13 protein-coding genes are annotated in these 13587 nt (G+C 67.2%); 2 read left to right on the plus strand and 11 right to left on the minus strand.

What is annotated here, in order from left to right; translation table 11 throughout:
• Positions 1-5: 5 nt before the first annotated feature.
• Together WS78_RS08580 and WS78_RS08585 are read right to left on the minus strand one after the other, a co-directional pair.
• Positions 6-1256, minus strand: coding sequence for a C40 family peptidase (locus WS78_RS08580; RefSeq protein ID WP_059580787.1), 1251 nt, complete (start codon positions 1254-1256; stop codon positions 6-8).
• A gap of 241 nt (positions 1257-1497) precedes the next feature.
• Positions 1498-3294, minus strand: coding sequence for a PhoH family protein (locus WS78_RS08585; RefSeq protein ID WP_038744560.1), 1797 nt, complete (start codon positions 3292-3294; stop codon positions 1498-1500).
• Between WS78_RS08585 and WS78_RS08590 the strand changes: the two genes are divergently transcribed.
• Positions 3178-3432 carry a hypothetical protein gene (locus WS78_RS08590; RefSeq protein WP_100185270.1) on the plus strand — a complete coding sequence of 85 codons (255 nt, stop codon included), beginning with the start codon at positions 3178-3180 and terminating at the stop codon, positions 3430-3432. The genes WS78_RS08585 and WS78_RS08590 overlap by 117 nt on opposite strands.
• A gap of 193 nt (positions 3433-3625) precedes the next feature.
• Here the strand turns inward: WS78_RS08590 and WS78_RS08595 are convergent, their stop codons facing one another.
• The 9 genes from WS78_RS08595 to WS78_RS08635 all read right to left on the minus strand — a co-directional run bounded on the left by WS78_RS08595 (position 3626) and on the right by WS78_RS08635 (position 11999).
• Positions 3626-4087 carry a peroxiredoxin gene (locus WS78_RS08595; RefSeq protein ID WP_038744558.1) on the minus strand — a complete coding sequence of 154 codons (462 nt, stop codon included), beginning with the start codon at positions 4085-4087 and terminating at the stop codon, positions 3626-3628.
• Positions 4088-4172: 85 nt separating this feature from the next.
• The gene (locus tag WS78_RS08600; RefSeq protein WP_038744556.1) at positions 4173-5069 is read right to left on the minus strand and encodes a polysaccharide deacetylase family protein; all 897 of its coding nucleotides are present in this window, start codon (positions 5067-5069) and stop codon (positions 4173-4175) included.
• Between the two features lie 16 nt (positions 5070-5085).
• Positions 5086-6141, minus strand: a complete 1056-nt coding sequence (locus tag WS78_RS08605) for a bifunctional UDP-4-keto-pentose/UDP-xylose synthase (protein ID WP_052145008.1) — start codon at positions 6139-6141, stop codon at positions 5086-5088.
• Positions 6138-7085 carry a formyltransferase gene (locus WS78_RS08610; RefSeq protein ID WP_038744554.1) on the minus strand — a complete coding sequence of 316 codons (948 nt, stop codon included), beginning with the start codon at positions 7083-7085 and terminating at the stop codon, positions 6138-6140. Before WS78_RS08610 ends, WS78_RS08605 begins: the two co-directional genes overlap by 4 nt.
• A complete protein-coding gene (locus WS78_RS08615) occupies positions 7082-8089 on the minus strand; it encodes a glycosyltransferase (protein ID WP_038744553.1) in 1008 nt (335 codons plus the stop codon). Before WS78_RS08615 ends, WS78_RS08610 begins: the two co-directional genes overlap by 4 nt.
• A 6-nt stretch (positions 8090-8095) precedes the next feature.
• Positions 8096-9247, minus strand: a complete 1152-nt coding sequence (locus WS78_RS08620) for a DegT/DnrJ/EryC1/StrS family aminotransferase (protein ID WP_038744552.1) — start codon at positions 9245-9247, stop codon at positions 8096-8098.
• A 139-nt stretch (positions 9248-9386) separates the two neighbouring features.
• Positions 9387-9758 (minus strand): SMR family transporter, encoded by a 372-nt coding sequence (locus WS78_RS08625; RefSeq protein WP_038744551.1) that lies wholly within the window; start codon positions 9756-9758, stop codon positions 9387-9389.
• Positions 9759-9776: 18 nt separating this feature from the next.
• Positions 9777-11483, minus strand: a complete 1707-nt coding sequence (locus tag WS78_RS08630; protein ID WP_059580795.1) for a glycosyltransferase family 39 protein — start codon at positions 11481-11483, stop codon at positions 9777-9779.
• Between the two features lie 141 nt (positions 11484-11624).
• Positions 11625-11999 carry an Mth938-like domain-containing protein gene (locus tag WS78_RS08635; protein WP_038744548.1) on the minus strand — a complete coding sequence of 125 codons (375 nt, stop codon included), beginning with the start codon at positions 11997-11999 and terminating at the stop codon, positions 11625-11627.
• Between the two features lie 339 nt (positions 12000-12338).
• Between WS78_RS08635 and WS78_RS08640 the strand changes: the two genes are divergently transcribed.
• A complete protein-coding gene (locus WS78_RS08640) occupies positions 12339-13577 on the plus strand; it encodes a pyridoxal phosphate-dependent aminotransferase (RefSeq protein ID WP_038744687.1) in 1239 nt (412 codons plus the stop codon).
• Positions 13578-13587: the final 10 nt, after the last annotated feature.

Genomic DNA, 13587 nt, shown 5'->3' on the forward strand with positions numbered 1-13587 from the left:
TTGTCTCAGTAGCCGCCGTTCGCGAAGCGCGCGATCGGATCGTCGCTCGTGCCGGCCGGCGCGACGCTTGCGGCGCCGGGCGCCGTCGACGCGCGCAGGATCTGCACGTTGCCGGGAGCGGCGAGCTGCGCCTGGCGGGCCGCCGCGCGCGCGGTTGGCGGCGGCGGCTCGAACGCGTCCGCGGCGGCGTCGATCGGATCGGGCGGCGGCGTGCCGGCGACGGTCGCCGCGCCGCCGGCCGCGGGCGGCGGCGCGGCGGATACCGGCGCTGCGCCCGCGTCGGCCGAGGCGATCGCGGGCGATGTCGCGCCCGCGGCCTGCGCCTGCCGCTGCGCGGCGGATATCGCGGGCGGCGGCGGCTCGTACGGATCGGCGGATGCGGTTGCGGCAGGCGCTGTGCGCGCCGGCAAGAAGCCCGATGCGGCGGGCGCGGGCGCGGTTGCGGTTGCGGTTGCGGTTGCGGGCGCGGCGTTCTGCGAGGATGCATTCGCCGTCGCCGCATAGATGGGCGCGGCGCCGGAAGAGGCGTTGCGCGCCGAGGGCTGCGCGGCCGCGTTCGCCGCGTAAGCGGGCGACGCGCTCGGCGCCGCTGCCCGCGCGGCCGGTTGCGCGGCTGCGTAGGCCGCATAGGCCGGCTGAGCCTCCGCTGCCGCACGCGGCGCGGCGTCCGGCTGCCGGCTCGCCTGGTAGGTCGGCGCATCGAACGGCGCCGGCTTGGCTTTCGGCTCGGCGACGCGCCGGATGCCGTCGAAGCGTTTCGCCCAATACGGATTCGTCAAGTAATCGAGCCGCACGGTGCCGCCCGTCGACGGCGCGTTCACGAAGCGCAGCTTGCCGACGTAGATGCCGACGTGCGAATGCGGCCGGCCCGACGTGTTGAAGAAGATCAGATCGCCGGGCGCGATGCCGTCCGGCTCGATCGATTCGCCGGCCGAGCTCATGTCGGCCGTCGTGCGGGGCAGGTTGACGCTCGCCGCGCGGTCGACGACGTAGCGCACGAGGCCGCTGCAGTCGAAGCCGCTGTCGGGCGTGTTGCCGCCCCAGCGGTACGGGACGCCGACGAGGCTCATCGCCTGGATCGAGATTTCCTCGCGGCCGACGCTGTGGTCGACGAAATTCGGGAAGCCGCGCGGCGGCGCGTACGCGCGCGGTGTGGTGATCGCCATGCCGGACGACGAGCGCGCCGATTTTTGCGGCGCGCTCGAGCAGGCCGCGAGCAGCGAGATCACGAGAACGGACAGCGAAAGACGCAACATGAGAGGCGGGCGAGCGCGCTGCGCTCGCCAATCGTATGACAACGGTTAATCGCGATAGTAGTGCGTCCGGCGGGGCTTTCGCAAGAATTCTTGAGAAATCACTTGAAGTTGCGCGTGTAAATGTTGTTCGAGACGGACGTTCGCTCGCAGATGATTCGACCCCCGAAATGAAAAAGCGGCGCCTGACGAATCAGGCGCCGCTTCGTGCCGAGCGCCGCTCGGCGCGGTGGTCGGCGTGCGGTTACAGGATGTCGGACGCGTAGTCGGCAAGCCGCGAGCGCTCGCCGCGCGCGAGCGTCACGTGGCCGCTGTGCCCCCAGCCCTTGAAGCGGTCGACGACGTACGTGAGGCCCGAGCTGCCTTCCGTCAGGTACGGCGTGTCGATCTGCGCGATGTTGCCGAGGCAGATGATCTTCGTGCCCGGGCCCGCGCGGGTGACGAGCGTCTTCATCTGCTTCGGCGTCAGGTTCTGCGCCTCGTCGATGATCACGTACTTGTCGACGAACGTGCGGCCGCGCATGAAGTTCATGCTCTTCACCTTCAGGCGCGAACGGATCAGCTCCTGCGTCGCCGCGCGGCCCCATTCGCCGGCCGCGTCGTCGGTCTTCTGCAGCACCTCGAGGTTGTCGTCGAATGCGCCCATCCACGGCTGCATCTTCTCTTCCTCGGTGCCGGGCAGAAAGCCGATGTCCTCGCCGACGGGCACGGTCGCCCGCGTGACGATGATCTCGTTGTAGCGCTTGTCGTCGAGCACCTGCGCCAAGCCCGCCGCGAGCGCGACGAGCGTCTTGCCGGTGCCGGCCTGGCCGAGCAGCGTGACGAAGTCGATCTCGGGGTTCATCAGCAGGTTCAGCGCGAAATTCTGCTCGCGGTTGCGCGCGGTGATGCCCCACACGTTGTTCTTGTGGTGGCTGTAGTCGCGCAGCGTCTGCAAGAGCGCCGTCTTGCCGTTCAGTTCGCGCACGAGCGCGTGAAACGCGGGCTCGCCGTTCTGCGGCTCGAGATAGACGAACTCGTTGACGAGCATCGACGCGACGAGCGGGCCCGTCACGCGGTAATACGTGGTGCCCGTCTTCGTATCCTGCCAGCTCTCCATGCCCTTCGCGTGCTTCGTCCAGAAGTCTTGCGCCAGTTCGCGCACGCCGGTGTAGAGGAGATCCTTGTCTTCGAGGACTTGGTCGTTGAAGTAGTCTTCGGCGGGCAGGCCGAGCGCGTGCGCCTTGATGCGCATGTTGATGTCTTTCGACACCAGCACGACCTGACGATCCGGCCGCTCGCGCTGCAGCGCTCGCACGACGCCGAGGATCTGGTTGTCGGCCTTGCCTTGCGGCAGGCCCTCGACGGGCTCGATGCTCGTGAGCGTCGTCTGGAAGTAGAGGCGCCCGAGCGCCTCGCGGCTGCCGAGGCGCGCGAGCGCAATGCCGGCCGAGATCGGGCCCGCGTCGGCGACGAGCGCGTCGAGCGTGCGGCTCACCTGGCGTGCGTTGCGCGCGACTTCCGACATGCCCTTCTTGTGATTGTCGAGTTCCTCGAGCGTCATCATCGGCAGATAGACGTCGTGCTCCTCGAAGCGGAAGAGGCTGCTCGGATCGTGCATCAGCACGTTCGTGTCGAGCACGAAGAGCTTTTGCATCTCGGTTTCGGCGGCCTTGCGTCCGCGCGCTTTCGCCGTCGCGCTCGGCGCGGCGGCCGCGGTCGCCGCGGGCCTCGCCGCGTCGGCCTTCGGCGAGCGTGCCGCCGGCGCGGCGGGGGCCGCGGGCACCGGCTGCAGCAGCGCGGCCGTCTGCTTCGTCTTGCGCGCGCGCGGCGCGGCGGCGCTCGCGGCTTCGGCCGGCGCGACCGCGCGCAGCGGCGCAGCGGTGTTGGCGGCAACGACCATCGGATCGGCTACGTTCGCCGGGCCGTATTCGGCCGCGACCGCGTGAGCGGGGCCCCCGGAGGCGGATTGCTTCGCGGCTTTCGCAGGCCGCGCTTTCGCCTTGTATTCGTCGGGCGGCAGCAGGCTGCCGAGCTTGCTGGGGGGAGTAGGCAAAGGCATGGTGTCCCTCGGGAGGAATCGTGTCGCAGGCGTGCGCCGCCGTTCGCATCCTGCGACGCTTCGCGCGTGCAGTTTGCGCGCAGTGGCGCACATGGGGTTCGAATCGCCGGTTCGCCTAGATTTCGATCGTCTCCTTGACGCGTTGGACGGCCGGCGCGGATCGGCCGACCCGAAAACCATAAAAAAAGCCGCTCCCCCGAACAGGGGCAAGCGGCTCGGCTCTAACCGTCGTGCTGCGCGTCAGATGCGTGGACGCATCGTTTCGACCACCGGCGCAGCTACGAGAAAAATGGGTCGGACAGGCATTCATTGCGGCCCAATATAGCGCGCCTCAAAGCGCTTGTACAGCACTCAGCACCTCGTCGACGTGGCCCGGCACCTTCACGCCGCGCCATGCGTGACGCAGCACGCCTTCGCCGTCAATGACGAACGTCGAGCGCTCGATTCCACGTACTTCCTTGCCATACATTTTCTTCAATTTCATGACGCCGAACAGCGTGCAGAGCGTTTCGTCGGGGTCCGAAATCAGCGGGAACGGCAGTTCGAGCTTCGCCTTGAAGTTCTCGTGCGAGCGCAGGCTGTCGCGCGACACGCCGACGATTTCCGCACCGGCCTTCTTGAACTTCGGATACAGGTCGCGGAACTGCAGGCCCTCGGTGGTGCAGCCGGGGGTGTTGTCCTTCGGATAGAAGTACAGCACGAGCTTCTTGCCCTTGACGCCCGACAGCGAAAACTCGCCGCCCGTGGCAGGCGCTGTGAAATCGGGAACTTGACGGTCGACTTCGACGGACACGTGTTTCTCCTGTTGTTATGAACGAGCGCGGACGGCGGGCCGCGCGTGATGAGGCGAGACGAGAAGCCGGCGAGCGGCGTCTCGTTCAGTCGGGCTGGACGATCAGTTCGCCGGAGCGGCCGGGAATTTCGCCCCACGCGACAGGGTACGATGGCAGCGCGGCGCGGTCCAGCGTCGCGTAGTAATCGCCCATCGTCGCGAACGTGTGGCCTTGCGCGCGCCAGCCCGCGAGCAGTTGCTCGAACACGGGCGCGAGCTTCTGCCCTTCGAGCTCCGCGTGCAGCGTGAATACCTGGTCGTGCGGATTACGCTCGGTGTGCTTGAGCAGGTGCGCGGCGACGTTGCCGGTGTCGATGCCGTCGACGCCGAGGATCTCGTCGAGCGTCGGCAGCGTCGTCGGCAGCTGCACGTGCGCGAGCGTCCTGCCTTCGACGACGGGCAGATACGGCGAGTGGCCGCGCCCGTCCGACGCGTAGCGCATGCCCCACGCGTCGATCTGCTCGAACGCCGCGTCGTTCATTTGCCAGCCCGCCGCGCCGTGCGTGACGGGCGGCGCGCCGAAGATCTCGACGAAGCGCTCGCGGCTCTTGTTCATCTCGCGTACGGTCCAGTCGCGCGGACGCTGGCGAACGTTGTCCTGCCAGTACACGTGATCCCACGTGTGGATTCCGCATTCGAAGCCGGCTTCGTGGATCGCGCGCATGTCGGCCGTCGCGCGGCGGCCGATGTCGGGGCCGGGCAGCAGCACGCCGTACAGCAACTGCTTGACGCCGTAATGCTCGACGACCGACGTGCGCGACACCTTCTTCAGAAAGCCCGGCCGCAGCACGCGGCGCATCGCCCAGCCGGTGTGGTCGGGGCCGAGACTGAAGAGGAACGTCGCGCGCGCGGCGAAGCGATCGAAGATGCGCGCGAGATTCGGCACGCCTTCGCGCGTGCCGCGCAGCGTGTCGACGTCGATCTTGAGGACGATGCGAGCCAAGCGGCGGTGCCCCTCTTCAGCCCTGCTGCTCGACGAGCGCGCGCGCGTCGGCGACGTGGCCGCGGTACGCCTCGAAGATGTGGCGCAGCGCGTCGTCGAACGTGAACTGCGGCGCCCAGCCGAGTTCCTGCATCGTGTTCTCGATCTTCGGCACGCGATTCTGCACATCTTGATAACCGTTGCCGTAGTACGCGCCCGACGTCGTCTCGACGAGCTTCACGCGCTTGGCCGAATCCGCGTACTCGGGGAATTCCGCCGCGAGCTCGAGCATCTTGTTCGCCAGTTCGCGCACCGAGAAGTTATTGTTCGGATTCCCGATGTTGTAGATCTTGCCCGTGGCGACGCCGTTCGGATTCTCGATGATCTTCATCAGCGCGCTGATGCCGTCGTCGACATACGTGAACGCGCGCTTCTGCGAGCCGCCGTCGACGAGGCTGATGTTCTCGCCGCGCACGATATGGCCGAGGAACTGCGTGACGACGCGCGAGCTGCCTTCCTTCGGCGTGTAGATCGAGTCGAGGCCCGGGCCGATCCAGTTGAACGGGCGGAACAGCGTGAAGTTCAGGCCTTCCATCCCGTAGCCCCAGATCACGCGGTCCATCAGCTGCTTCGAGCATGCGTAGATCCAGCGCGGCTTGTTGATCGGGCCGTAGGTGAGGGCGGACGCGTCCGGGTCGAACTGCTCGTCCGCGCACATGCCGTACACCTCGGAGGTCGACGGAAACACGAGGTGCTTGCCGTACTTCACGGCCGAACGCACGATCGGCAGGTTCGCCTCGAAGTCGAGCTCGAACACGCGCAGCGGCTGCTTCACGTAGGTGGCGGGCGTCGCGATCGCGACGAGCGGCAGGATCACGTCGCACTTCTTCACGTGATACTCGACCCACTCCTTGTTGATCGTGATGTCGCCTTCGAAGAAATGCATCCGCTCGTGCTTGACGAGATCGCCGAGCCGATCGGTCTGCATGTCCATGCCGAACACTTCCCAATCGGTGGTTTCAAGAATGCGCTTCGACAGGTGATGGCCGATGAAGCCGTTTACACCCAGGATCAGGACTTTTTTAGCTTTCATGAATGACGGGAAGAATGAGTGAACTGCGCGAATTCCGCCGGGGAAACCGCGGTCTCGCCGCCGTCGTGCTGCCGGCGCAGTTCGAGAATGGAGACAGCGCGGCTGTCGCCGCAAACGCCGAACAGCGCATTATCGCTTACGTGCAGGCCCGGCGGCAAATCGACGGCCGCGCGCGCGGCGGCCGAGCCGGGCGCCGAGCGCCGCGCGCGCGCGATCACGAAGCGCGCGCCGTCGAGATCGGTGAACGCGCCCGGATACGGCGGCGCGACCGCGCGGATCAGGTTGTACACGTTCGCGGCCGGCTGCGACCAATCGATGCGGCCGTCCTCGGGCTTGCGTCCGCCGTAGTAGCTGCCTTGCGACAGATCGTTCGGCAGGTGCGGCGCTTCGCCCGCGATCAGCGCGGGCAGCACGCGCCAGAGCGTCTGCTCGGCCGCGACCGTGACCTTGTCGAACACTTGCGCGGCGGTGTCGTCGGGCAGGATCGGCACGGCGGTCTGGCCGACGATCGCGCCCGCGTCGGGTTTCGCGGCCATCTCGTGCAGCGTCGCGCCGGTTTCGGTCTCGCCGTTGAGCACCGCCCAGTTCGTCGGCACGCGGCCGCGGTACTTCGGCAGCAGCGACCCGTGCATGTTGTACGCGCCGCGCGCGGCGAGCGCGAGCAGATCGACGGGCAGCATGTGCCGGTAATAGAACGAGAAGATGAACTCGGGCTTCGCGCTCGCAACCGCCGCGCGCACGTCGGCGCTCGTCGGATCGGCGGGCGTGATGCACGCGATGCCGTGCTCGGCCGCGACCGACGCGACGCTGCCGAACCAGATGTTCTCGGTCGGATTGTCTTCGTGCGTGACGACGAGCGCGACGTCGACGCCGCGCGCGAGCAGCACCTGCAGGCAGCGCACGCCGACGTTGTGATACGCGAAGACGACGGCGCGCGGTTTCATCGCGCGGCCTCGCGGCGCTCGGCGGCGAGCGTGACGCCGGGCTTGCCGTCGCGCGCCTCGAGCACGGTGTGGATCAGGTAGCGCGGCCGCGCGCGGACCTGCTGATAGATTCGTCCGATGTATTCGCCGAGCAGGCCGAGCGCGAAAATGATCACGCCGAGCAGGAAGAACGTAATCGCGAAGAGCGTGAACACGCCTTGCACTTCCGCGCCGACGATGAAGCGCCGCACGACGAGCAGCACGAAGAGCCCGGCCGAGCCGAGCGACAGGATCACGCCGATGAACGACAGCCATTGCAGCGGCACGACGGAGAAGCCCGTTACGAGATCGAAGTTCAGGCGGATGAGGCTGTACAGCGAGTATTTCGATTCGCCCGCGAAGCGCTCTTCATGCGCGACCTCGATCTCGGTCGGGTTCTGCGCGAACGTGTACGCGAGCGCGGGGATGAACGTGTTCACCTCGCCGCAGCGGTTGATCGTGTCGATGATGTGGCGGCCGTATGCGCGCAGCATGCAGCCCTGGTCGGTCATCTTGATGCGCGTGATGCGCTCGCGCAGCCGGTTCATCGCGGCCGACGCCTTGCGGCGGAACAGGCTGTCCTGGCGCTGCAGCCGGATCGAGCCGACGTAGTCGTAGCCCTCGCGCATCTTCGCGATCAGCTTGCCGATTTCCTCGGGCGGGTTCTGCAAGTCGGCGTCGAGCGTGATGACGATGTCGCCGCGCGACTGCTCGAAGCCGGCGAGGATCGCCATGTGCTGGCCGTAGTTGCCGTTCAGGAGCACGACGCGCGTCGTGTCCGGACGCACGCGGAACTGGTCGGCGAGGAGGGCAGCCGAGCGGTCGCGGCTGCCGTCGTTGACGAGGATCACTTCGTACGACGTGCCGAGCGCGTCGAGCGCCGGGTAGAGCCGCGCGAAGAGCGCAGCGAGCCCGGCTTCCTCGTTGTACACGGGGATGACGATCGAAACTTCAGGATTCGTCGCGCGTGTTTCAGGGTGACTCATGTCCGCTTATTTTCCGTATTGTTCGCAAATCTGGTTGACGGCGTCGACGACCCGTTGCACGTCCTCTGCGCTCATCTGCGTGAAGAGCGGCAGCGTGACGGTCGACGCGCCGAAGCGCTCCGCGTGGGGGAACATGCCCTCCGTAAAGCCGCGCGCGCGGTACAGCGTGAAAAGATGAATGGCCGGGTAGTGGACGCCCGAGCCGATGCCGCGCTGCTTCAACTGCTCCATGAACTCGCCGCGCGAGATCGACAGCTTCTCGAGCGGCAGCGTGATCTGGAACATGTGCCAGTTGCCGTTCTCGAAGTCCGCGACGGGCAGCCCGACGCCGAGCGCGAGCGCAGCGCCCCCCGCGAACGCGTCGAAGTAGCGGCGCGCGAGCGTGCGCCGCGTCGCGTTGAAGCGTTCGAGGTGCGCGAGCTGGCCCCAGCCGACGCGCGCGGCGACGTCGGTCAGATTGTACTTGCCGCCGAGCACGTCGCAGTCCATGCCGTCCAGGCCCGTGCGCGTGATCCCCTGCAGCCGGTACTTCTGCGCGAGCGTCGCCTCGGCTTCGTCGTTGAGCACGAGCGCGCCGCCTTCGATCGACGTGATGTTCTTGTTCGGATGGAAGCTGAACGACACGATGTCGCCGATCGCGCCGATGCGCTGGCCGCGCCAGGTCGAGCCGAGCGCCTGCGCGGCGTCCTCGATCACGCGCAGCGCGTGCGCGCGCGCGATCGCGTAGAGGCGGTCCATGTCGACGGGCAGGCCCGCGAGATACACCGGGATGATCGCCTTCGTGCGCGGCGTGATCGCCTTTTCGACGAGGTCGAGATCGAGGTTGCGCGTCGCGGGATCGATGTCGACGAACACGGGCGTCGCGCCCGTCTCGAGGATCACGTTGCTCGTCGCGACCCATGACGCGGGCGTCGTGATCACTTCGTCGCCGGGGCCTACGCCCGCGATCCGCAGGCCGATCTCGAGCGTCGCCGTGCCCGAGTTGAACACGCGCACCGGGCGCCCGCCGCAGAATTCGGACAGCGCGGCCTCGAAGCGCTGGCACTGCGGGCCGGTCGTGATCCAGCCGGAGCGCAGCACGTCGGAAACGCCCTGGATGGTTTCCTCGTCGATCTCGGGTTTGACGAACGGCAGGAAAGGAACGGAAGTCTGGCTCATGTAAGCTTCGCTCGTTGTCGTGTGAAAGGATTCGGGCGCCGCCCGACACGCGCATTTAACACCGGCTGGCGAAACGGGTGCGTCACTTTTTGTCGGTGCGCCCGATGTGCATCATGCGCATCAGCCGCGTGCGGGCGAGTCAGCTGCGCGCGAGCACGAACACGCCGATCAGGATGATGCCGATGCCCACGAGGCGCTGCACCGACAGCACCTCGCCGAACAGATACCACGCGGCGAACGCGTTGACGACGTAGCCGAGCGAGAGCATCGGATACGCGACCGACACGTCGACCCGCGACAGCCCGACGATCCACACCACCACGGAGAGCACGTAGCAGCCGAGGCCGCCGACGATCGGCAATTGGGTCGCGATCTTGAAGCCGATCGGCACAATGTTCGCACGGGTGAATTCGAAGTGTCCAACGGCGCGCACGCCGGCCTTCAGCAGCAGCTGCGCGCAGGCGTTCAGCATCACGCCCGTGACGATGCAAAAGAGGGAAACGGGATTCATCGATTCGCGTCCTCGAGATCAGGGTTGCGGCTTTTCGACGACGACGCGCCGGTTGTCGCGCGCGACGACGCGCATCGGCAGGCCCGCCTCCGACAGTTGCCTGTAGCGCTCGGGCGACATCAGCGCGAGCGCGTAGCGATCGGCGCGCCAACGCTGCTCCCATTCGGCGACGGTCGGCACCCACTTGTTCGGTTCGACCGAGATGCCGAACGCCAGCTCGTCCTTGCGCTCGACCATGATCGTCGTGTGGCCGACGTAGAACGGCAGCGTGTGGTCGAGCGCCTCGACCGAATAGAACGGCGTGTCGGGCGGCAGCTTCGCGAGCTCCGCGCGGATCGCGGGCGCGAGGAGCGCGCCCGAGCTGTAGCGGCCGAACGCGTCGTGGCCCGTGCCGCCGATCGTGCCGAGGAGCAGCCAGCCGGCGCCGAACGCGACGGCCGCCGCGGCGATGCCCGCACGGCTGCGGCGGTTCAGCCACACGGCGACGAGCGTGAGCGTGAACGCGACGCCGAGCGCCGCGTACACCCATTTCTGGAACTCGAGGTATTGCGCGTTCGGCGTGCGCGCGTCGCCGAGACGCGCGAGGAAGAGCGCGCCGAACGCGGCGGCGACGAGGAACACCAGATATCCGAACAGATGGCGGCGGAACCGCTCGCCCGACACGAGCGGCAGATACGTGCCGATCATCAGCGCGAGCGCGGGCGCCACAGGCAGCACGTACGAGATCAGCTTCGAATGCGACGCGCTGAAGAACAGAAAGATGAACGCGCTCCAGACGCAGAGCACGAGCATCGGCGCGAAGCCGTTCGGCTGGCGCGGGATGCGCAGCGCGTGGCGCACGCTCTGCACGCTGACGGACAGCCACGGCAGGAAGCCGACGATGAGCACCGGCACGAAGTAGTAGAGCGGGCCGGGGCGGTTCTGCTCGGGCGTCAGGTAGCGGCGGAACTGCTGGACGATGAAGAAGAAGTTGAGGAATTCCGGGTTGCGCGACTGCACGAGCACGAACCACGGCGTCGCGACCGCGAAGAAGATGACGAGGCCGCTCACGATGTAGAGGCGCTTCCAGAGCGCCCAGTCGCGCGAGGCGAGCGTATAGAGGACGAGCGCGGCGCCCGGCAGGATCAGGCCGATCAAGCCCTTCGACAGCACGGCGAGCGCCATCGACGCCCAGCAGAGCCACATCCAGCCGCGCTCGGCGCGCTTGCCGATGCCGGGCCGCTGCGCGAGGAGGAGCGAGCACAGCGTGACCGTCATCCACAGCGACAGCCCCATGTCGAGCGCGTTGAAGTGGCCCATCAGGTTCCAGTACGGCGAGCTCGCGAGCACGAGCGCGGCGAACAAGCCCGCGCGCGGGTTGAACACGCGCGCGCCGGTGAAGCCGACGAAAAGCACGCCGGCGAAGCTCGCGAGCGCCGTGTAGAAGCGCGCCTGCCATTCGCCGACGCCGAACCACACGAACGTGAGCGCGTTGAGCCACGTTTGCAGCGGGGGCTTCTCGAAGTACTTGTAGCCGTTGTAGCGCGGCGTGATCCAGTCGCCCGTGGCGAACATCTCGCGGGCCATTTCCGCATAGCGGCCTTCGTCGCTCGGAATCAGATGGCGCAGGCCGAGCGGCGCGAACCAGATCACGGCGAGCGCCGCGACGAGAAGGAGGAGCGCGGCGCGGTTGAGCGTCATGGGCGCGGCGCGATTGAGCGGTAGCCTCGTCGGCATATCGTTCATGGTTTCGTATTGAGTGTGTAAGATTCGATCGGGCGGACTGCGGCTGAGCGTCCGCGGCGGGCGGGGCGCGGCGCGAAACCGGATGCAAGCGGGGGGCCAAGCGCCGCCGGAAGTTTTAGCGCGATGCGGCTTAACGCTCGCTTAACGTTCGATCAGCAGCGCCGCGGCAACCTTCCGGCCTTCGGCCATCAGGATGTTGTACGTGCGGCAGGCGGCCTGGAAATCCATCGTTTCGACCCCGATCCGCTGCGCGGTGAGCTGCGCGGTCAGGCGCGGGTGCGGGAAGCGCAGCTTCGCGCCGCTGCCGAAGATCACGACTTCGGGCTGCGGCTCGAGCAGCACCGCGAACAGCTCCGGCGTGAGCGCGTCGAACGACGCGACGGGCCATTCGATGACGGGCGCGCCCGGCAGCACGATCACGCTCGTTTCGTGGCGCTGCAGATTGATGTCGACGTAATCGGGGCCATAGCCGGTGACGGTGTTGAGCGCGTTGCTCGGGTCCTGGTGTAATTTCAAATCGGTCTTCCGCGGTGTCGAAAAGGGCCGGAACAAACGCTGCGCGGACGCTGCGATCCGGCCCCGAACGGGGCGGGCCGTCTGCCGCGATGCGCGCGGCCGCCGTGGCGGACGTTGTCGCGCGGGGGCCGCGGCCGGGTTGGTGCATTGCGAAAGTCGGCCAAAATCCGCTAAATTATAACTTTTTAGCCGCCGCCGGGCGGCGATTATGTCGCGCGCCGCCACAAGCCGCGCCCGGCAGCCGCATCAAGCCATTCCTAGACAGCGCGCTACCGGCCGCTCTCCAGTTTTGATCCCCGCCCCCCAGGCCCGCAGGCATTACCCAGGAACGTGTCCGCCGTGAAACCGATTCAAAAGTCGAACAAGCTGCTCAACGTCTGCTACGACATCCGCGGCCCCGTCCTCGAGCACGCGAAGCGCCTTGAGGACGAGGGGCATCGCATCATCAAGCTGAACATCGGCAATCTGGCCCCGTTCGGCTTCGACGCGCCGGACGAGATCATCCAGGACATGATCCGCAACCTGCCGACGTCGTCCGGCTATTCGGACTCGAAGGGCGTGTTCGCCGCGCGCAAGGCGGTCATGCACTACACGCAGCAAAAGGGCGTGAAGGGCGTCGGGCTCGACGACATCTACATCGGCAACGGCGCGTCCGAGCTGATCGTGATGGCGACGCAGGCGCTCCTGAACGACGGCGACGAGGTGCTGCTGCCCGCGCCCGATTATCCGCTGTGGACGGCCGCCGTGAGCTTGTCGGGCGGCACGCCCGTGCACTACGTCTGCGACGAGTCGAACCGCTGGATGCCCGATCCCGACGACATTCGCCGCAAGATCACGCCGAACACGAAGGCGCTCGTCGTGATCAACCCGAACAACCCGACGGGCGCGCTCTATTCGGACGAGTTGCTGCTCGAGCTGATCGCGATCGCGCGCGAGCACGGGCTCATCATCTTCGCCGACGAGGTCTACGACAAGATCGTCTACGACGGCAAGTCGCACACGGCGCTCGCGTCGCTCGCCGAGGACGTGATCACGGTCACGTTCAACAGCCTCTCGAAGAGCTACCGGTCGTGCGGCTATCGCGCGGGCTGGATGTCGGTCGCGGGCCTCACGGCCGAGAACCGCCGCCGCGCGAACGACTATCTCGAAGGGCTCGGCATCCTGTCGTCGATGCGCCTGTGCGCGAACGTGCCCGGCCAGTACGCGATCCAGACCGCGCTCGGCGGCTATCAGAGCATCAACGAGCTGATCGTGCCGAGCGGGCGCCTCTACAAGCAGCGCGAGCTCGCGTACGACATGCTGACGTCGATCCCGGGCGTGTCGTGCGTGAAGCCGGAGGCGGCGCTCTACATGTTTCCGCGCCTCGATCCGAAGCTCTATCCGATCGACAACGACCAGCAGTTCATCCTCGAGCTGCTGCTGAAGGAACGCGTGCTGCTCGTGCAGGGCACGGGCTTCAACTGGCCGACGCCGGATCACTTCCGCGTCGTGTTCCTGCCGAACATCGACGATCTGACCGATTCGATCGAGCGGATCGCGCGCTTCCTCGATGGTTATCGGAAGCGCCACTCGGTCTGACCGGGCGCTC

The organism is Burkholderia savannae (assembly GCF_001524445.2).
GTDB lineage: Bacteria > Pseudomonadota > Gammaproteobacteria > Burkholderiales > Burkholderiaceae > Burkholderia > Burkholderia savannae.